19 protein-coding genes are annotated in these 20,503 nt (G+C 45.0%); 6 read left to right on the top strand and 13 right to left on the bottom strand.

Going from position 1 to position 20,503, the window contains the following annotated elements:
- Positions 1–168 precede the first annotated feature (168 nt).
- A complete protein-coding gene (gene psbA, locus N39L_RS32465; protein ID WP_014276244.1) occupies positions 169–1,248 on the top strand; it encodes a photosystem II q(b) protein in 1,080 nt (359 codons plus the stop codon).
- Between the two features lie 55 nt (positions 1,249–1,303).
- Here the strand turns inward: psbA and N39L_RS32460 are convergent, their stop codons facing one another.
- Both N39L_RS32460 and rnc read right to left on the bottom strand, forming a co-directional pair.
- Positions 1,304–2,383 carry a Gfo/Idh/MocA family protein gene (locus tag N39L_RS32460; RefSeq protein ID WP_006617297.1) on the bottom strand — a complete coding sequence of 360 codons (1,080 nt, stop codon included), beginning with the start codon at positions 2,381–2,383 and terminating at the stop codon, positions 1,304–1,306.
- The gene (gene rnc, locus N39L_RS32455; RefSeq protein ID WP_006617296.1) at positions 2,376–3,116 is read right to left on the bottom strand and encodes a ribonuclease III; all 741 of its coding nucleotides are present in this window, start codon (positions 3,114–3,116) and stop codon (positions 2,376–2,378) included. Before rnc ends, N39L_RS32460 begins: the two co-directional genes overlap by 8 nt.
- A 277-nt stretch (positions 3,117–3,393) precedes the next feature.
- On the opposite strand from rnc, the gene cysK reads away from it, so the two are divergent.
- Complete coding sequence (gene cysK, locus N39L_RS32450) at positions 3,394–4,362, top strand: cysteine synthase A (RefSeq protein ID WP_006617295.1); 969 nt, start codon at positions 3,394–3,396, stop codon at positions 4,360–4,362.
- A gap of 65 nt (positions 4,363–4,427) precedes the next feature.
- Here cysK and N39L_RS32445 read toward each other — a convergent pair whose 3' ends face one another.
- The 5 genes from N39L_RS32445 to N39L_RS32425 all read right to left on the bottom strand — a co-directional run bounded on the left by N39L_RS32445 (position 4,428) and on the right by N39L_RS32425 (position 8,893).
- Positions 4,428–5,573: a Sll1247 family protein gene (locus tag N39L_RS32445; protein ID WP_231852054.1), complete on the bottom strand. Its 1,146-nt coding sequence runs from the start codon at positions 5,571–5,573 to the stop codon at positions 4,428–4,430.
- 478 nt (positions 5,574–6,051) lie between these two features.
- Positions 6,052–6,849: a tetratricopeptide repeat protein gene (locus N39L_RS32440; RefSeq protein ID WP_014277500.1), complete on the bottom strand. Its 798-nt coding sequence runs from the start codon at positions 6,847–6,849 to the stop codon at positions 6,052–6,054.
- 196 nt (positions 6,850–7,045) lie between these two features.
- Complete coding sequence (locus N39L_RS32435) at positions 7,046–7,183, bottom strand: photosystem II reaction center protein K (RefSeq protein ID WP_006617292.1); 138 nt, start codon at positions 7,181–7,183, stop codon at positions 7,046–7,048.
- Positions 7,184–7,285: 102 nt separating this feature from the next.
- Complete coding sequence (tgt, locus tag N39L_RS32430; RefSeq protein WP_014277499.1) at positions 7,286–8,398, bottom strand: tRNA guanosine(34) transglycosylase Tgt; 1,113 nt, start codon at positions 8,396–8,398, stop codon at positions 7,286–7,288.
- 45 nt (positions 8,399–8,443) lie between these two features.
- Positions 8,444–8,893 carry a hypothetical protein gene (locus tag N39L_RS32425; RefSeq protein ID WP_006617290.1) on the bottom strand — a complete coding sequence of 150 codons (450 nt, stop codon included), beginning with the start codon at positions 8,891–8,893 and terminating at the stop codon, positions 8,444–8,446.
- 510 nt (positions 8,894–9,403) lie between these two features.
- Here N39L_RS32425 and cobS point away from each other — a divergent pair.
- Positions 9,404–10,204, top strand: a complete 801-nt coding sequence (gene cobS / locus N39L_RS32420) for an adenosylcobinamide-GDP ribazoletransferase (RefSeq protein WP_035737339.1) — start codon at positions 9,404–9,406, stop codon at positions 10,202–10,204.
- Between the two features lie 10 nt (positions 10,205–10,214).
- Here the strand turns inward: cobS and N39L_RS32415 are convergent, their stop codons facing one another.
- A complete protein-coding gene (locus N39L_RS32415; RefSeq protein WP_231852053.1) occupies positions 10,215–11,462 on the bottom strand; it encodes a hydrogenase in 1,248 nt (415 codons plus the stop codon).
- A 285-nt stretch (positions 11,463–11,747) separates the two neighbouring features.
- Here N39L_RS32415 and N39L_RS32410 point away from each other — a divergent pair, with 285 nt between their 5' ends.
- Positions 11,748–11,966, top strand: coding sequence for a hypothetical protein (locus tag N39L_RS32410; RefSeq protein ID WP_006619289.1), 219 nt, complete (start codon positions 11,748–11,750; stop codon positions 11,964–11,966).
- A 252-nt stretch (positions 11,967–12,218) separates the two neighbouring features.
- Here N39L_RS32410 and N39L_RS32405 read toward each other — a convergent pair whose 3' ends face one another.
- Positions 12,219–13,184 carry an aldo/keto reductase gene (locus N39L_RS32405; protein ID WP_006619288.1) on the bottom strand — a complete coding sequence of 322 codons (966 nt, stop codon included), beginning with the start codon at positions 13,182–13,184 and terminating at the stop codon, positions 12,219–12,221.
- 9 nt (positions 13,185–13,193) lie between these two features.
- On the opposite strand from N39L_RS32405, the gene N39L_RS32400 reads away from it, so the two are divergent.
- Positions 13,194–13,340 (top strand): hypothetical protein, encoded by a 147-nt coding sequence (locus N39L_RS32400; protein WP_158307580.1) that lies wholly within the window; start codon positions 13,194–13,196, stop codon positions 13,338–13,340.
- Here the strand turns inward: N39L_RS32400 and N39L_RS32395 are convergent.
- The gene (locus N39L_RS32395; RefSeq protein WP_006619287.1) at positions 13,335–14,384 is read right to left on the bottom strand and encodes a mannose-1-phosphate guanylyltransferase; all 1,050 of its coding nucleotides are present in this window, start codon (positions 14,382–14,384) and stop codon (positions 13,335–13,337) included. The two genes, N39L_RS32400 and N39L_RS32395, sit on opposite strands and share 6 nt — an antisense overlap.
- Positions 14,385–14,448: 64 nt before the next feature.
- Here N39L_RS32395 and N39L_RS32390 point away from each other — a divergent pair, with 64 nt between their 5' ends.
- Positions 14,449–15,750, top strand: coding sequence for an LCP family protein (locus N39L_RS32390; protein WP_006619286.1), 1,302 nt, complete (start codon positions 14,449–14,451; stop codon positions 15,748–15,750).
- 108 nt (positions 15,751–15,858) lie between these two features.
- Here N39L_RS32390 and N39L_RS32385 read toward each other — a convergent pair whose 3' ends face one another.
- The 3 genes from N39L_RS32385 to ppc all read right to left on the bottom strand — a co-directional run bounded on the left by N39L_RS32385 (position 15,859) and on the right by ppc (position 20,301).
- Positions 15,859–16,362, bottom strand: coding sequence for a type III secretion system chaperone family protein (locus tag N39L_RS32385; protein WP_006619285.1), 504 nt, complete (start codon positions 16,360–16,362; stop codon positions 15,859–15,861).
- A 45-nt stretch (positions 16,363–16,407) separates the two neighbouring features.
- Entirely contained in the window at positions 16,408–17,010 is a 603-nt protein-coding gene (locus N39L_RS32380) for a hypothetical protein (protein ID WP_006619284.1), read from the bottom strand.
- Between the two features lie 183 nt (positions 17,011–17,193).
- Positions 17,194–20,301, bottom strand: coding sequence for a phosphoenolpyruvate carboxylase (ppc, locus tag N39L_RS32375; protein WP_006619283.1), 3,108 nt, complete (start codon positions 20,299–20,301; stop codon positions 17,194–17,196).
- Positions 20,302–20,503: the final 202 nt, after the last annotated feature.

The raw sequence follows: 20,503 nt of genomic DNA, 5'->3' as shown, positions 1-20,503 counted from the left end.
AGCCGCCTGAGACCACAGCCATGATAAGCCCTAGTTATGACAGTCATTAAAATAAATGTGGCTCAACCCCTTTACAAACCTTAACAGAGTGTGTCATATTATAGACACGGTAGAAAAACAACTGCCGGATAAGTACCTCGAAAACTCAATAAAGCAATCATATCCAACATGACTACTACCATTCAGCAGCGCGAGAGCGCCAACGCTTGGGAACGGTTCTGTAGCTGGGTAACATCCACCAACAACCGCCTTTATGTAGGCTGGTTCGGTGTTCTGATGATCCCTACCCTACTAACTGCTACCATCTGCTACATCATCGCTTTTGTAGCTGCTCCTCCCGTTGACATTGACGGTATCCGCGAACCCGTAGCTGGTTCTCTGTTGTACGGAAACAACATCATCTCTGGTGCGGTTGTTCCTTCCTCCAATGCGATCGGTCTGCACTTCTACCCTATTTGGGAAGCAGCCAGCTTGGATGAGTGGCTCTACAACGGTGGCCCCTACCAGTTGGTAATTTTCCACTTCCTGATCGGTGTATTCTGCTACATGGGTCGTGAGTGGGAACTGTCCTACCGCTTGGGAATGCGTCCTTGGATCTGCGTAGCTTACAGCGCACCTGTTGCTGCTGCTAGTGCAGTATTCTTGATCTACCCCATCGGACAAGGTTCTTTCTCCGACGGTATGCCTCTGGGTATCTCTGGAACCTTCAACTTCATGTTGGTATTCCAAGCAGAACACAACATCCTGATGCACCCCTTCCATATGCTGGGAGTTGCTGGTGTATTCGGTGGTGCTTTGTTCTCCGCGATGCACGGTTCTTTGGTAACTTCTTCCTTGGTGCGTGAAACCACCGAAATCGAATCTCAAAACTACGGTTACAAATTCGGTCAAGAAGAAGAAACTTACAACATTGTGGCAGCTCACGGTTACTTCGGTCGCCTGATCTTCCAATATGCTTCTTTCAACAACAGCCGTTCCCTGCACTTCTTCTTGGGTGCTTGGCCGGTAATCGGCATCTGGTTCACCGCTTTAGGTGTATCCACCATGGCCTTTAACCTGAACGGTTTCAACTTCAACCAGTCCGTAATGGACTCCAGCGGTCGGGTAATCAATACCTGGGCTGATGTCATCAACCGCGCTAACCTGGGTATGGAAGTAATGCACGAGCGTAACGCTCACAACTTCCCCTTAGATTTGGCTTCTGCTGAGTCTGAGCCTGTAGCTTTGGTTGCACCTCAAATCGGCTAATTTATAGCTTCGATTAAATTAAGCGCCTCCCACCAGGGGGGCGCTTTTTGTTTGTTTAACTCTCTGAGGAATTATCGCCGACGGGGTGAGGGAGTCCTCCTGTTTGTATTGATTGACTTAAACCCCAGAGGATATCAACTAATTCTGCTCCGATTTTACCGGAAGAAATTGGACAGGGTTGATTGGCTTTAACACATTCAAAAAAGCGATCGCATACTTGTTTTAAAGGTTCCCCAGGTTCGACCTGTAAAACTTCCCGACTTTGACCTGCTCCTTTCCAACCACCATTGACAGGCTCTAAATAGCCGCGTTGTAGGGTTAAAGGAGACTCGGAAGATAATTCATCAAAAATTAATGTTCCTTGGCTTCCGACCACTGCTAAACGGCGCTGTTTGTCAGGATTTAACCAGCATAGATGTAGGAAAACTTGAAAGTTATCGGGGTAAGTGAGGGTAGCTAATACTAAATCAGATAAACCTGGTTTACTACCGGGAAATGCTGGGGAATTATCCTCCGTTTGCAAAAGGCGATCGCCTTGTAGCCAGACAGTTCCGGTGGCTTGTACGGCTACAGGTTTTTGACCCAACCAGGTATTAAAGATAGCAATATCATGAATCGCTAAATCCCACAGAGCATCAACATCTTGGCGCACAGGTTCTAAGTGGGTGCGGGTAGCATAGCCATAGCGTAGTTGACCTAAGACACCTTGAGCAAGGACTTGTTTACCCCGGTTAACGACTGGATGAAATAGATAGGTATGATCGACAAATAATTGTCGATTTTGCTGTTGAGCCAGTTCCCAAAGTTCCCAAGATTTAGCGGGGTTTATGGTTAAAGGTTTTTCAGCTAAGACATGATAGCCACGTTGTAGCGCGGCTGAAATTAAGTGATAATGAGTGCCGGCGGGAGTAGCGATCGCCACAGCTTGTAGTCCCGGAACTTCCAGAGCCGCCAACCCATGCTCAAACATTTGTTCGGGGTTGAGTGTAAATCGTTCTCCCACAGCTTTTAACTGTTCGGAATTACTATCAGCTACTGCTATTAACTCAAACCCAGAATGATTTTGAAAATTTCGGATCAAGTGGACACCCCAGCGTCCTGTACCGAGAACTGCTATTTTAATCGGGTCATTCATTATCTGTTTCTCCTCCATTTTTGGCTACTAATAAAAAAGCCACACGAGCCGCCGCCTGTTCAGCAGCTTTAATAGTTTTACCTGTTCCTGTACCTAATTGTTCGTCCCTCAGCCACACGGAAGCGGTAAAGCGCCCTTCATCACCAGCATAACCTGTTTCATTAACTTTATATTGGGGCAAAATTTTATAGCAACTTTGAGTCCATTCTTGGAGAGCAGCCTTATAATTTTGGCGAGCCGGATCATTAAAAATCTCAGTAGCTCGCTCTAGCAGGTGTGGATCTAACCAAGGACGAATTAACTCTAGGGTATTGGTACTGAGATATAGTGCAGCCAAAACCGCCTCAAAACAATCTGCTAAACGAGATTCTTCTCCCAGGCGATCGCGGGTAGCACTTCCTCCCACCAGCAAATATCTTCCCAAACCATAGCTCTCAGAAATTTCCGCCAGAATGCGATCGCTCACCAAAATCGATCGCACCGCCGCAAACTCTCCCACTGGTGCATTAGGATAGGTTTCAAACAGAAGCTCTGAAGCCGCTAAACGCACCACCGAATCACCCACAAATTCCAGTTGTTCATAATTATCCTGACTTGAAACACTGGGATGAGTTAGTGCCAAATCAAGCAATTGCCATGCAATCTTATGTTGAGGAGATAATCCCAACCGTTCAATTAACTTTTCTAACTGATGTTGTCGTTGTGGATGAGTAACTCGGTTAAACTTTTGCAACTTTAATTACCTCAAATTTAACTTTTATGGTATCTTTAATAGGTGGATTTAACCATGATTATAACATATGATATCGTCGATATGTTAGGTTAATTATGATTAAATTTCCGCCAAGATGTAGGCATTCAATCATGGCAAAGTCTGCCCTAAAAGTAGATTATTTTAGCATATATATTGAAAGTTTGACAATTTCTGCTGTCCTGGTCAGGTTCACGGTTGACTTTTGCCTGCCCAAATCACTATAGAATTGAGGTTAACTGTAGTTATTGAGATCACCATGCGTATTGCTCACAACATCACAGAATTGATTGGTCGTACCCCTTTGGTACAACTGAATCGAATTCCTCAAGCTGAAGGCTGTTTAGCTCAAATTGTGGTTAAACTCGAAGGGATGAACCCGACAGCCTCAGTTAAAGATCGCATTGGAGCATATATGATCGAAGTTGCGGAACTCGAAGGCTTGATCGCTCCAGGTAAGACTACCCTAGTTGAACCTACATCAGGAAATACTGGCATTGCGTTGGCTATGACGGCGGCGGCGAAAGGCTATGAGTTAATTCTAACGATGCCTGATAGCATGAGTTTAGAACGGCGTTCTATGCTCCGCGCCTATGGAGCTAAATTAGAATTAACCCCCGGTTCTAAAGGGATGAAAGGAGCCATTCAGCGCGCTTATGAACTGGTCGATGCGGTTCCCAATACCTATATGTTACAGCAGTTTAACAATTCGGCTAATCCAGAGGTTCACCGCCGCACTACGGCTGAAGAAATTTGGCACGATACGGATGGACGGGTTGATATTTTAATCGCGGGAGTGGGAACCGGTGGTACAATTACGGGGGCGGCGGATGTGCTTAAACAACGAAAACCACAATTAAAGGCGATCGCCGTTGAACCCACTAACAGTCCGGTTCTTTCTGGTGGTGAACCTGGACCCCACAAAATTCAGGGTATTGGTGCAGGATTTGTACCAGAGGTGCTGAAAGTGGAACTAATTGATGAGGTAATTACAGTTAGTGATGAGGAAGCCTTTAGCTATAGTCGCCGTCTAGCCAGGGAAGAGGGGTTACTATCTGGGATTTCCTCCGGTGCGGCTTTGTGTGCGGCGATTAAAGTGGCTCAAAGACCAGAAAATCAAGATAAGTTAATTGTGATGATTCAACCGAGTTACGGGGAACGTTACCTGAGTACGCCGTTATTCCAAGATTTATATGAGGAACAACAAACCCTGCTAATTAATAATTAATAAAAGGGCGATATTGTTCGTTGGGGAGAGGGTTGATCATGATTCCTTCTCCCTCGCCAATCTGTCTAGGAAATCTTGAGCGATCGCATAGCTGATGCTCCGAAATGAGTGCTAAAAGCAATATTCAGATTTTCCAGGGACTCAATCAGCCAAACGACTTGGGGTCGTTCAAAATTGCTATAATGGGTAAATAACACAGCAAATCGTTTTTCTAGTTCTCGTTTGGTCTGCCGACATACCAGAACAATTTTTAGCATTAAACCCATGACGTTAGTTACACCGAGGTTATTGGTGAGGTCAATTAAGACAAAATGCTGAGGTTTTTGCGGACTTTCAACTACCAAAAAATCTAATAGCCTTTTACAGGTTCCGGCAACTAGACTACTGTTGACGCTATGAGAATCATTGTGGGATAGGGTATTTTTTAGGGTTTGCTCCAGCCGCCTTTTAAAGTAACGGTTAGCATATTTACCATCCATAGAGCTAGTTAAATACTCATATAGATCCCCTTTAAAACTATGATATGAACCGGCTTTACTACTCTGTTTCAGAAATAGTCGAGAGGACTCGTTATAGGTGTATCCCCCATCTACTTGTCCGGTAAAGTGGTCAATAGCTTGGCTAAGTTGGCGATCGCTCAATAGGGTAGGATTATGGGGAGGATTTACCCCCAATTCCTGGAGGGTGGTTTTTTGTTGATAGCTAATGTATTGATACAAGTCGCGATCAAATTTCCGTCCCGCCGCCTCCTGCATTTTCCGAATTTGCTGACGTTGATCAATTTCACTATGATCGGTCAAAAAACAATGTTCGTACAGATAGGGATAACGAACAATCAAATTTTCTAGCTTGGGTTGACAATCTGGTTCGGGTTTGGTGCTATCTTGAAAAGCATTAGCGAGCCGACGTAGTGCCTGATATTGGTCAGTTTGCACAAATTTGTAGAGTAATCTACGCAAACGATGAGCGGTCCAGGAAGAGGGTAAAGTAGTCGGTTGTATGAGCAGTATATCAATCAGTTCTGGAATAGCCCACTGTAGACGGGACTGCTTCTGCCATTGGTTCACCAAAATATAGCAGCAGCGGTTAATTATAAACGGAAAGCGATCGCGGACTGATTCGGAATCAACAATTCTTTCCAAGGCTTGCCAAACTTCCGTGACTTGATATTCCTGTTCACCCAAAAACAGACCACGAAAAGAAGCAAGCATCTCCTGTGGGGACGACACCCCAACCAACTTTTGCAAGTGGTTGTACAGGAGTTGCTCGTCCAAGGTCGTCTGATGATAGTGGGTGAACCCATAATTCATCACGGTAATTTCTCTATCCTCATCAAGAATTAATTTTTACCTACCAACAAACACAGCGAACACTGACCCTTGAGACTGGCACGACCAAAACTGATCAGAACTGATAGGTCTGATCAAATCCTTAAAATATGTCCCTAAACCCAGCCCATGACGACAGGAAACCGGGAAAAATGCTATAATAGATGCGATAGTTCTTTGTTTAGTCCCCATGTCTGTCCTGTGGTACAGGAGTCAGACGGACACTAAGGTTAAGTATCTAACACCCGTCTACCCACATTCTAGGCAAAACATAACACCAAGTCTATAAAACTTTGGTAAAATTTGCCGAAAGTTTGTAAAGATTCGGTAAAGGTGTGTTGCTAGGTCCGCGCTAGGGGAATTAATTCTCAAATTTTTCTAAGGTATCGATCGCCTTTTGGTATTTCTCGAAATTACCCAAATCCATATATAGGTCTGCGGACTTCTGTAGGTCAAAGATAGCGCCTTGGCGATCGCCAATTTGGTAGCGACTGATGGCTCGGTTATAATAAGGTTCCGGGTCTGATGGGTTGATCTCAATGGCTTTGTTATAGTCATCAATAGCCCTTTCACGATCGCCAATGCGATAGCGAGCATTCCCGCGCTTAAAATAGGGTGCTGGGTTTCCGGGGTTAAGGCGGATCGCTTCAGTAAAATCATTAATCCCCGTTTGATAATCTTTAAGATTTTCCGAATAAATTAATCCCCGCAGATAGAAAGCCCGATCATGAGAGGGGTCGAGCCTGATCACCTGGGTAATATCATCAATAGCCGGCCAGTATTGTTGAACTTTGACACGGGCAATGGCACGATTATAGTAGGCATCAACATATTCAGGATTAAGGCGGATAGCTTGGGTAAAATCAGCGATCGCCTCAGTCAAGTTATTGCCACTCTTAAACCTTACCACTCCCCGGTTATAGTAAGCGAGGGCATAGTTACGGTTCAAGCGAATAGCTTGGGTAAAATCAGCGATCGCCCCTTGTTTATCTCCCCGTTGGTAACGGGCGACACCGCGATCAAAAAACTCTTTAGCGGTTATTTGACTAACAACCCCTGGAGAAGACCGGGCTACCACAGACGGGGGGACTGCCTGAGTTAAAACTATAGTTGTCAATATAACAACAGACTTGCACAGGGCGATCGCATTAGTACGCATAACAACTTTATTTCTGAAATCCTGATCCAGACCACCTCAACCTAGCAACATCATGACATAAGTTAAATGAAGTGGGCGCTTAATATTCTAGCTTATGCCCATTGATGGAATTCCAAGGGGCTATCGGCACGCTAGGCTGTGGGATTTCACACACCACACACCCACTATAGGACCGATAGCCTGAGCGGGTTTGGGCTTATCGGAAACCGACAGCAGCTTGCCACACAAAAGCCAACAGCAGGAAAAAGACGGGAATAACGGGCAAAATATCAACAACCGGGCTAAAAATCGAGTAGGCTTCTGGCAGTTTTGCCAATAGCAGTGCTGCTTCCATGAATCAATTAACCTCTTACTAAAAATATGGCTTACAGAATTTTAACAAATCTTTGCGACAATTCTCATTTAAGCGATAATTTCTGAGATGATCGGGCTATGGTTAGCAATCAACTTGCAAATATTGTCCGAACTCGTCAGTCATGCGATCGCTCAAAATCGCGTCTCGGATACGGGTAGTAAACCTAATCAGTTCAGTAACATTATGAATACTCAGGAGAGTATAGGCTAAAAGTTCCTTAGCGCGTACCAGATGACTAATATAGGCGCGGCTAAAATTTTGGCAAGTGTAACAAGGACAACTGGGGTCGAGGGGGCGAAAGTCCTCTCGAAATTGGGCATTTTTCAAATTCCAGCGTTCTCCGGCCACCAAAGCCGCACCATGACGAGCCAAACGGGTAGGAATGACACAATCAAATAAATCTATACCAGATGCGATCGCCTGTGCCATTTCCCGGTAAGTTCCTATCCCCATCAAATATCTAGGCTTATGGTCTGGCAAAATGGGGGTAGTGACACGAACCACCATTTCCATTAAATCGGTAGGTTCACCGACACTCACCCCGCCAATGGCATAACCTGGCAAATCAAATTCTACTAATTTTTTAGCTGCTGCCACCCGTAAATCTGGGTAAACTCCCCCTTGTACGATACCAAACAGGGCTGCCTCTGGTCGGTTATGAGCAGCTATGCAGCGTTCTAGCCATCTAACAGTGCGATCGGTGGCTGCGATCACATCTTCCCTAGAAGCCGGATAAGGGGGGCACTCATCAAAGGCCATAATCACATCAGCCCCCAATTGATTTTGGATCTCAATGGAGCGTTCTGGGGACAATTCAATAATTGCTCCATCGTGAGGCGATCGAAACCGCACCCCCGCTTCTGTCACCGTCCGCATTTCACTGAGACTAAAAACCTGAAAACCTCCTGAATCCGTTAATATCGGACCATTCCAGCCCATAAACTTATGTAGTCCCCCCGCCGCCGCCACAATTTTTTCCCCTGGTTGTAGGTGCAAATGATAAGTATTGGATAGCACCATCTGAGCGCCCGTATCCAGGAGTTGAGCCGGAGTCAAAGTTTTGACATTAGCCAAGGTTCCCACTGGCATAAATCGGGGAGTTTCCACGATACCATGGGGAGTGACAAAAACCCCTGCCCTCGCTTGAGTTTGAGTGCAGCGAGCCTGTATTTGAAACGAAAATGATTCGGGCATGAAGTTAAACTACAAAACTGAGAAAATCATATCAATTGATGACAATTAAAAGGGACAATCATCATCATCAATGGGGGTATCCCAGTTATTTGATAGGACTTGATCCATGACCGCATCAAAGGCGGCGGCTTGTAAATTCCTTGTCGCCTGGTCTTGTAAAGGATTAGACAGGGGAACTAATCGCAGTAATCGCCCATCTTGCACTAAGTCGAAATAGGTTTCATTATCGGAGGATTGTTTCAGTTCGAGATAATCAAAACTGTAAACATTCAAATACAAAGCATGGTTAGCAATGAGAGTAGCCTGCTGTTGATCCGCAAACACTTCCAGGATATGACCTTCGCCTTGACTTTTTACCTGGCTGTCTTGGATATGTATATAGCGAACCCTACCGAGGTCAACCAGCAACTTCTGCATATCGCGCTTGTTAACAACGATTCCGGTATCGATAATACATGGAGCAGACACCCTGCAATTTAATTGATCGTAACTCATAGAGCAAAAGCCTCTAGTTTTATAGTTTCTCCTAAACCAAAACCGCCACCTGGCACCTTTACCTAGTTAAGCCGATAGTTATAAGGTCAGTTTCACGCAGAGAGTTTAGGACAATTTAGCACCCTAGGTATGACAGATTTTTTCCCTGAACCGTTGACCGTGTAAGGCTTAACGAAGCAAGTTTTGAGAAAAACAGAGTAATTGTACTACTTAGATTGTCTCGCCACTTGCATTCTTCTCAGAAATCTACCGATAACCCGGTGGCTGAGATTATATTTCAGCTTGGGTGTGTTGGAGATCTAACTTTATACACAATTGTAGCAAAGCTAGGACTGTGAAAGTTGATCTGACCAGATTTTCTTGATATTTCTTGACTTTTGACTTTCCGTAGCCAGGAGAACTATCTGGGCGGTATTAGAGTATATGTTTAGACCCCAACAGGTTTCATCTCAATTGTGGCATAAGCTAAGAAATATTATAGAGCTATGGCAAAATTTAAGTTTAAGTTTTATGGGTTTTGAGACAGTCTGGCGATCGCTCATTAGGTATATGGAACAGCTACGAGCGGCTTTAGCTGCTGCTGTGGCTTTCTATACCTGCTTACCTATTCCTCCGTCTTGGACGTTGGAGTTTCGGGGAATTGCGAGACTCGCGCCGGTAATGGGGTTAATGATTGGGGGATTGTTAGGGCTGGCTGACATAGGTTTGCAGTTGTTGGGCTGTCCGGTATTAACGCGGGCGGCTTTGGTAGTGGTAGGTTGGATTGCCATTACCGGGGGACTGCATTTAGATGGGGCGATGGATACTGCTGATGGGTTGGCGGTGACTGACAAGAAGCGACGCTTAGAGGTGATGGCTGATAGTTTAACTGGGGCTTTTGGGGCGATCGCCGCCGTAGCTATTTTACTGCTAAAAACCGCCGCCCTCGCTGATTTAGACCGCACACGCTGGTTAATTTTGATGGGGGTGGCTGCTTGGGGACGCTGGGGACAGCTAGTGGCGATCGCTCGTTATCCTTATCTGAAAGCAGAAGGAAAGGGAGCATTTCACAAAGATTTGAGCTATTCTCCCTTGGATTTACTCCCCGGGGTTTTGCTACTTTCGGGGTTGAGTGGCTTACAGATTTGGTTAGAACCCGATCGCTGGCTGGTAGGGGTGGGTCTACTCCTTGGGGGAAGTGCGATCGCTATTCTGACAGGAATCTGGTTAAACTACCGCCTAGGCGGGCATACCGGAGACACCTATGGGGCTGTGGTTGAGTGGACAGAAGCCCTATTATTATGTTTACTGGTAGCCCTAGAGGGAGATTAACCAAGGGGGATTATTTTTTGGGTTCTACCCAAACTTTTATCCCCTCAACTCGTAAAGATTGCCCACGAGTACCACAATATTGACCATTACTACAAACGGGAACATCTCCCTTATTTTGAATATGGGCATTATAGAAAACATCATATTTCGGGGCTTCTGGTCCAGCGAGCTTAATCGCAAAGCCTTCTATTTGGCGATTTGTGCCGGGTTCTCCCACCATTTGACCGTTGGAGGCGGTGGGACTATCACCAACTTGAGCAATATGAGCCATGTATTGTATATCCAAACCCGGAACCGGAGGATTAATCGCCATTTGGAAAGCCTCCAAGCGGCGACCTTGACCCTTAGTGCCAGCATATTCCCCGCCGCCAAAATCGCGATCGCCTAACCCCTGTAAATGCACTCTCACGCGCAACCCCACACTTCCCGGTTTAACTTCCGCTTTCCCTGTCGGCTGACCGACAATGGCAGTATTGCCAAACACAATATTTTGTCCATCAATAGTCAGAGGTTTCGGGTTAATTTCCACACTGGGAACAATAATCACATCACTGGGGGCTGTAGTGGTGGTAGGTTCTTCTAAGATGATAATATCTGGGTTAGCCGTGGGACGTTCAACTGCTGTCACATTCAATGGCGGTTGAGTGGTTGTTGACCCCCCCGACTGACTGACAATTTTTCCTCTGGAAATAGCTACCCCCAAAGATTTCCCAAAGGCATTTTCGAGAATTTCTGCCGATTTTGCCCACTGTTCATCATTGAGTTGGTCTCCCCTATTCACCAAGTTTAGGAGAATATTGAGGGGATGCTCTCCGGTGAGCAATGCTTTTACCCGTGGGTCTGATTTGAGATCTATTTGGGAAATTTGCTGTTTGAGTTGTTGCGCCTGTTTGTGGGCCTGTTGTAGGGGTGCAAAGTCTTTCTGTTCGCTGTGGGTCAGCCCGAGAATTTGCTCTAGCAAGGATAAAACCTGCTGAGGAATGGCTCCCTCATCTGTGACTGGGGTTATTTTTTGGTATAACTGCTGTAACTCTACCAGGGATCTAGCGGCTAGGGCGGTGGTTTGTCCCCGGTTTTGTAGTGTTTGTTGGAAATTGGCGAAATCACGGTTATAGTTAATCAACCCTTGCAGTAACTGATCCGTTATGGGAGTTCCTGAGTCTTTTAGGGCTTTTGCTGCTTGTTCTAATGCCTGCCCTAGTTTAGGGTAGCGATCGCCTAAACTGTTTAGATATTGTTGTAGGTCGTCTGTTGCCATCATTTCCCCTCCATTACTGATCAGATCATCCCTCGGCTCATCATAAATTATGGCGATCCAGGCAGGCAAGAGGTTGGGGAAAACTACACGCTGTACATCAACTAGGCCTACAATTGCCTAAAATTATGGATATCCGTGATCTGGCTCACCTGGTAAGCGTGGACTTAGATCATAGGCTGATCAGCCGAACATCACAAGTGACACTATATCAGAATCACTGCCCTTATCTTGACAAACAGCGATACTAAATATAGTTTAAACCAATCACAACTCCGTAATTTCACTATGCTGTGTATTCAAGATGTAGTCCAACAAGCGATCGCCACTGGTTATTTAACCTTGGAAGCTGAAAATCAACTCCGGTACATTCTCCAAAATTCTCAATATGATGCTATTGAACTCAATGCTTTTGCTAACTTGCAAGTAGCCGCTATGAGTGGACAGGTCCGACAAGAATCTCGCGAAATTTTATCATCTCAGTCTATGGCGGCTTCTCTTAACTAGATGCAGCTTTGGCTGATTGGAAAATTCATTGACTCAAGACTGATCCGACAATTTAGTTATTGTCTATTTACCTAGGTTCAACGGTTGCCTTAATTTCCGATTGATGCTGCTATTTTATAGCTCATCTAGCCTCGTAATGAACGGATATTTTTGGCTGTGACCATCTAAGTTTTAGGTTAGTTAACTAACTGCCATTTCCTCTCTTGAAACCCTGAGAATTTCCCCTTTCCGACTGCTTTGGCGATCGCCATGTCAAAATTTCCATAAAATTGGGTATTCATTTTCCAGATGATCCGTAACTATACGCCCAATTTGGTCTATTTGGCTAACCTCTTCCTGGGAAAGTTGAATATCTATGGTTTTCACATTTTGCTCAACTTGGGTGCTATTACGAGCCCCCACAATGGCGTTAGTTTGAGGTTGAGAAATTAGCCATGCCAGTGCTAATTGTGCTATGGTACAGTGTTTGTCTGCCGCTATGGGGCGTAACTGATTAATTGCTTCTTGAACCCGGCTATAATGTTCTGGGTTTTGGATGAGTTTATTTTTGAGTCGATGATCTTCGGGATGAAATTGATGATTAACTCCGAATTTTCCCGTCAGTAGTCCCTGGGCTAGGGAAGAATAAGCGAGAATTGAGATTTTCTGTTCTACACAATAAGCCATGGTTTCCCTTTCCACATCGCGCCAAAATAGGGAATAGGGAGGCTGTATACTATCTATAGTACCATATTGGCTGGCTTCTTCTAGTTGATTTTTGGAGAAGTTGGAGACTCCAATGGCTCGAATTTTTCCCTGTTGTTTGAGCAAATTTAGGGCAGCCATTGTTTCGGAAATAGGCACAATTTCTGTATTAAATGAACCCGTTGGCCAGTGAATTTGATACAGGTCTATATAGTCGGTCTCCAGATTTTTTAAGGAGCGATCGCACGCTTCAATTACCTGGTCATATTGTAAATGGGTCGCAAATACTTTGCTGGCATAAATGAGGCGATCGCGTCTATCTGACAACGCCTCAGCTATCAGTTGTTCCGAGATACCATCACCATAGATTTCCGCAGTGTCAATGGTAGTAATTCCCAGGTCAACCGCCTGCTGCATAGCCTTGATTAAGTCCGCTTTTTCAATACCTTTCCACCAACGTTTATCAGCTTGCCAAGTCCCTAAAATAATCGGGGTGATTTCAATGTCCGATTTCCCAAGTTTTCGTGTTTTCATGTTGGCTCTTTGGCTCCCAACTGTTTTACTTCAACAATCAACCTTAATAGTATCAAACAAAGCGATCGCCTTATAGCAATGGCTGCTCAAGATTTATCCCTTCTCATCTCAAACATAGATGCACCCTACCAGATAAGTAGTCAGCCCTCCCTATAAAAGTTCTCTCAAATCAGGATCATCCTCCAACTGAGGCAAGACCTTTTTAATATCCTGGGTGCGGTTCTTATCAACAATCAAAGTCACATTACCATCGCGAACCACCACCAAATCCTGAACCCCAATAGTAATAATCACCTCATTTTCATCACTTCCATACATAATACAATCTTGGGTATCGAGTCCCAAGTGACGGACTAATGCCACATTGCCATTTTGTTTCGGTAAAAGACGTTCTAAAGAATTCCAATCTCCCAGGTCATCCCAGCCAAAAGAGACTGGTAAAACACAGGCTTTCTGGGTTTTTTCCATCAGTGCATAGTCAATGCTGATTTTTTCAATGTTAGCATAAGCCTGGGCTCCTTCAGCTTCCAGAGCGGCAATTAAATCGGGGGCATAGGTGCGTAATTCCTCAAGAACTACCCCAGCCCGAAATATAAAAATTCCCGCATTCCAACTAAAGCGACCAGTAGCCAAAAATTGATCAGCCCTTTCTTGATCAGGTTTTTCCGTAAACTGGGCTACCTGATAAGCAGTGAAATCGCCAAAAGTGCCAATTTTTTCGCCCTGTTCAATGTAACCGTAACCTGTAGCCGGATATTGAGGTTGTAACCCTAGGGTGACAATGAGATCCTGGCTGATAGCTAAATTTTCCGCTGATTTAATCGCCTCCTGGAAAATATCCGGTTTTCCAATCCAATGATCAGCCGGGAAAAAGCCAATCACGGCATCTTCCCCATAGCGACGGACCACTTCAATCACAGTCCAGGCGACGGCGGGGGCGGTATCTCGTCCTTGGGGTTCGGCTAAAATATTTTCGGGTGGGATATCGGGTAACTGTTGCTGAACTCCATTTTCCAGCAGTGCGGAGGTAATCACCCACAGACCCGGACCACCTTTACTCAAAGGTAGCAAGCGTTCTGCTGTGCTTTGTAATAAACTTTGACCAGTACCGTCTAAACTGAGAAATTGTTTGGGTCGGATACGACGACTCAGAGGCCAGAACCTCTCACCTTTACCACCAGCGAGAATAACGGGTATCATGCGATTTAAAGTTTTCAGCTTCAGTTGACTTCATTTTCAAGATTAAAGGATATTGGCGATTTTTATGAGTTATCCGACCACCAACCAAAGACAACCTAAAGTCCTGCGGGTAATATTTTTGAGTTTTATTGCACTGATCATTACTAGCGCTTCCGCGACTTTGGGGGCGCTAACGGCTTTGCTGTCTCCATTGAAACCGGAACAGCCACAAAATAGCTCGATGGTCCTCAATTCATTATGGCGCGATCGCTTTCGGTTTCGTCTGTCGCGACCTGTGAATATTTTGGTCATGGGGATAGATCCCCCCTTACCCAACCAGGAAGAAGATGGGGCAATTTTTGGGGGTCGCAGTGATAGCATGATCTTGGTTAATTTTAATCCGAGCGATCGCCATCTGAATTTGCTATCAATTCCCCGTGATACCGAGGTTTTTATCCCTGGTATGGGTGTGGGTAAGATTAATGAGGCTAACTATTGGGGCGGCGCTTCCTTGGCTACGGAGGTGGTAGCCGATACTCTGAATAAGGTGCAGATTAACCGCTATGTCCGGGTTAGCACGGGCGCTTTTAAGGAGTTGGTGAATTTGTTGGGGGGGGTGGAGGTGTTTGTTCCCTATCCCATGTCCTATCGGGATAATACCCAACAATTGGAGATTGATTTATCTCCGGGATGGCAAACTATTGATGGTGATCAGGCTGATCATTTTGCTCGCTTCCGTAGTGATGCTTATGGAGATATTGGCAGGATTCAACGCCAACAGGCTTTAATGGAGGCTATTCGAGAACGTTTACAGAGTCCTGATGTATTGCGGCGTATTCCTCAGATTATTCGGGTGATGTTGAAGTATGTTGATACTAATTTGGATTTTGAGGAGATGCTGACTCTGGTTAAGTTTGGGTTGAATTTGGAACCGCAACAGGTGCGAATGGTGATGTTACCTGGGCGAGACATGGGCGGATATACGAGTTATTGGGTGGTTGATGACGCGGCACGCGATCGCATTATGGCTCAATATTTTCGGGTGGATTCTACCGGGTTTGTCTTACCTGGACCTATGGAGCGATCGGGTTATCAGGAATTGTCTAAACGTATTAAAATTGCTGTACAAAATGCCTCTGGAAACCCCCAAGCAGCCGAACGAGTCGCGGATTATTTGTTTAAGCAAGGCTTTAATAATGTTTATGTTGTGCCGGGGTTGCCTTATACTATGCGATCGACTCAGATTATTGTGCAGGGGGGAGATTTAGGTAGTGCTGAACTGTTGCAAGAACATATCGGTTTTGGTACAGTTAGGGCTTCTTCTACTGGTGCGATTAATTCGGATTTTACCATCCGGGTTGGTGACGATTGGCAACAACGATTTTAAGCCGATATGCTACCATAAATCTGCTTTTTTGTCAAGTGTTTAGTCAGGTTTATGGGGGGTGAAAAAAGGTAGGCAACCAGAGACGGTTGCCCCTAGTGACCCACTCAATTAGTACCGTGATATGGCTTCTTCTGGTGAAATATTGCCGTAAATAATCGACATAATACCAGGGAGAAATTTATCCATTGTCGAAACATTGGTATAAATCAAATGCTTAATTAAAGCGGGAGTTAGGCGATCGCCTGCTACATCTAAACTGGTTTTGTAGCGAATTTCCCCATCATAGAAATTCATCTCGAAATTACCAATGACCATGCCATAATTAGCTCTGGTGACAAAATCCGAGATATTTTGGCGTTTATAGTCTGGTACTTTCACCGGAAAAATCGAGTAAACCGTGATTTGTTTTTCCTCCTCCCGGGCGATCGCATAGCAATCAAAACGGCCATTTTTTCCCTCAATTCCCAAAGCCACAACTCGGCGATGTTCTATTTCTTTATAAACCCAACCATCCTCATTAAAGAACTCGATTAAGATATCGAACAAGGGCAGGTTAAAAAAGCGATCGTCTGTAGATGTGGATGCTTGTTGATTTTGTTCAGACACGACCATTAGTGTGTAAATCTCCTCAATCAAGTAAGTTATTGGTGAGCATTATTATGCCATCTTGTTCTCTGGTGTAAAGCCATTATAGTCTATCCGATTTGATTTTTGGTCGAGATAAGCCATATTGCAAACCTCATAGTAAACAGGCGACCACCAACCCACCTGGCTATAGGTTAATCTATTGAGTTTATCCCCGGAAATACCCGCAATTTTTTTGCGGACTCCCCGGAAACCCAGCGGATTTTTATCAATTTGTTTTCCTTCAATCTCTAGTAGGCTACCAATTTCATCTATACCCACATGACGGGAAACCCAACCCAAACAACGCTGTAGGACCTGACGAATTTCCTCCCGTTCTTTAGACTCGTATTTAACCACAATTTTTTGATCATCACTTCCTTGACTGACGGTTAGGCGATAACAGCCTTCTGGACGATATTCAGGATACCATCCCAACTGCAATAGATAGCCGTCACCGACCGTCACCCAGTCTATTCCGTTGAACTCAATTGGTTTAGCCGATAGCAAATTTTCATTAAAAAACTCACCATTGATAATGTAGCCATGTTCAATCACTGGGTCTACATCACCAAAAGAATTGTGCAGAATTGCCCAACCACTAGGGATATGCAAAGGTACAAGTTGTACAGACATAAATTGCGATAGCGTGAACTGTAGGGGCGGGTGCTAGATATGCCATTGGAAAAACCAGTCAACTCCCTGCACTCGCCCCCGGAACGTCTGAAAATTACCCCTAATCAATAGCACGTTTTTCCTGTGGTAGCAAGGAAGTCTAAGGAAACGCGCCCCCAAACTCCCTCCCTGGTCTGGAGATAATCAGCCTGTGTTACGCATTCCAGCAGCGATACCGTTGATGGTTAATAAGGCACCGCGCAACAATTCCCCTTTACTATATCTCGAATGAATTACTCCGGGAGTAGCAGAAGTTCCATGATGACGCAGGCGCTGGAGTAAAGACACCTGCAATAAACCGAGAGGAATAATTGTGCCATTACGCAGTCGCACTGAGCGCTGAAGTACGGGATCATTATCTAGTAACTGTTTCTGTCCGGTAATTTCCAGAACCATTTGGCGGGTCAGATTAAATTCTTTAGCTATACGCTGAAATAGATCCTCAAAGCGATCGCGATCTTGAGGATGGCTCAACTCCCGCACATAGTGATGAGCCATTTCTAGGTCAACTTTAGCTAGGGTCATTTCCGCCTTAGAGATGGTGGTACGGAAAAACGGCCATTTGATGTAAAAGTAACGGAGCAGTTTGATATTTTCCTCGGGTTCTTCTCGAATAAACTGCTCTATGGCTGTACCGACCCCATACCAAGAGGGTAGCAAAAAGCGGCTCTGAGTCCAACTAAACACCCAAGGAATAGCTCGTAAACCGGAAATATCTTTTTTCTTGTCACTTTGGCGGCGAGCGGGTCGGGAGCTAATTTGCAATTGGCTAATTTCCTGAATGGGTGTTACCTGCTCAAAGAAATCAACTAAGTCGGGCTGTTCATAAATTAAAGCTCGATAACACGATCGCGATCGCACAGATAACTCTTCCATGATTTGATTCCAGGGTTCAATTTCATCAAACCCGGTATGGAGTAAACTAGCTTGAATGACCGCTGTGGCTACACTCTCCAAATTATACAGAGCCAGTTGAGACAGAGAATATTTGGAGGCGAGAACCTCTCCCTGTTCGGTAATCTTAATGCGGCCATTAATACTTTTACCTGGTTGAGCCAAAATGGCTTTGTAAGCTGGTCCGCCGCCGCGTCCCACAGACCCACCGCGACCGTGAAAGATGCGAATACTGATATGGTAAGATTCAGCCAAGGTTTGTAGGGCTTTCTGGGCTTTGTGAATTTCCCAGTTGCTACTGAGGAACCCCGAATCCTTATTACTGTCGGAGTAACCTAACATAATCTCCTGTAGAGAAGCGTTCACATCTTGGCTGACCTGCTCATATTTCTGGTAGCCACCCGCAAGCATCGCCCGATATAGGGGTAACTCAAACAAGTCTTTCATGACTGAGGGGGCTTTTTTAAGATCCTCTACGGTTTCAAACAGGGGTACTACCTGCAAATTACCAATTCCTGTGGCTGGGTCATACAGTCCGGCTTCCTTGGCTAACAACAGCACCTCTAGCAGGTCACTAACATCATGACTCATGCTGATAATATAGGTTTGGCAAATTTCCTGACCAAATTCCTGCTGTAATTCTCGCATGACCCGGAAAGTGTTAATGGTTTCACAGGTTTTTGGGGAAAAGGGTAACTCGGCGGGAATTAGGGGGCGGCGGGTTTGCAATTCTGTGATTAGCCACAGGGTGCGCTCGGCTTCGGTCAGGTCATCGTAGGGCCTCGCTAGTAGTTGCAGATAGTCTACAATTTCATTTAAGGCTGTACTATGGACGGACGATTCCTGGCGCATATCCATCCGCGCTAGATAGAAGCCGTAAATTTCCACTTGACAGATGAGATTCTCTAAATCTCGGCATTGAATACCTGTGGCCATTAGGTTCCGCTCAATTAGCTTTAATTCCTTCAGAAATGCGGCTCCTGAATGGTAGAGACTTCCGGCGTTTTCTTTGGTGACAATGCGCTCGCGTTCTCTTTCTACTTCGTTACTGGTCGAAAGTCTCTGATTGCGATCGCGGGTATTTTCTAGGCGCTTGAGGATGTAGCATAATTTCAGCCTATAGGGTTCTTGGCGATAGCGGATGGCTACCTGATCATAAACTTCGGGAAGTTGTACCTGATCGCGATCTAGAGATTCGAGTAATTCTGGTAAAACGTCACTCCAATGCAGAGATAGGCTTAACAGTTGATTTAGATGATCAACGGCTTGAATGTATTTGTTTATAATCAGACCCCGTTGATAACAGGCTGTTTTCCAGGTGACTTCTGGGGTGACGGACGGGTTACCATCGCGATCGGCTCCCACCCAGGACCCAAATTTACAAAAATCGTAGTTGGGTGGTTTCAGGTGGGGAAAATGGGGTTGCAGGGTTTGTTTAATCCTTTGGTACAGTTGCGGAATTACATCAAATAAGATTTCCTGGAAATAGTGCAAACTATATTCGACTTCATCCAAAACTGTGGGCTTAAATTGGTGCAGTTCATCAGTACGCCACCACAGCCTTATTTCTTCGGTTAGTTGTTCTTGTAGTTCGCCTGTCCAAGTTTTTACTAACCCGGTGGCTTCGGGATTTGTATTGTCTACTTTGCCATAACTTTCGTCTACTGTGTCTAGTTGCTGGAGAATTTTGGCGATCCGCCTCTGTTTGGTGCGGATTGTATGGCGTACAATTTCTGTGGGGTGAGCTGTAAACACTAGCCTAATATCCAGTTGATTTAGCAGGCGCTGAATCACCTGGGAAGGGACGTTTAGCCGTTGCAGCATCGGAAATAGGTTATGGAATGTGGCTAAATCGCGATCGTCTTGGCGTCGGCTAGTTTGATTTAATAGCTCTACTGGTGCTTCTTCTGCTGTGGAAAAGCGCTGATGACGAGTTTCAAAAATGGAGCGATTCGACTTGTCGGCGGGACTCTCTGCGGGTCCTTGGTGTTTGATCTGAGCATAGGCTAACTCTTGCTCGCGCTGCTCATAATGTTGCTCGACTATGTTGATCAGTTGAAAATACAAGGCAAATGCTCGCGCTGCTCGAATAGCTGCATTGATATCAAGATCTTTGATAATTTGCCAGACATTGGCTTGTAAATGCGGCGATGCTTGTCCTTCTGGTGAGGTCATCGATCGCATTTGGAGAAGTAAATCTACTAATTGCTCTCCGCACTCCTGACGTAGGACACTTTCCCATAAATCTTCGACAATTTTTAGGCGATTCCTTAACAACAGGTCAGAGGCTTGTACAGGTGCATTAGATGAAACTACTGCGCTAGGGATTGGTTCTGAGGATTGGACCAGTGAACTCATAGGGCCTGTTCCGTAGTTAGCAAGAATATCTTAGTCATTATACTTCCCCGGTAGACATTCGGTAAAATATCTACCCTTGACACTCCCATCATCCAACTCTTAAATTTTCGATGAATGTATCTAATTTATCAATTAAATTATCCCTAGTTGTGCTAAAATTAGTGAGAGACATTTTAGGGAAATACAAATACTTGCAGATATA

The sequence above is a fragment of the Limnospira platensis NIES-39 genome, assembly GCF_026000695.1.
GTDB classification, from domain to species: domain Bacteria; phylum Cyanobacteriota; class Cyanobacteriia; order Cyanobacteriales; family Microcoleaceae; genus Limnospira; species Limnospira platensis.
This window is presented reverse-complemented; position numbering and strand designations above follow the sequence as displayed.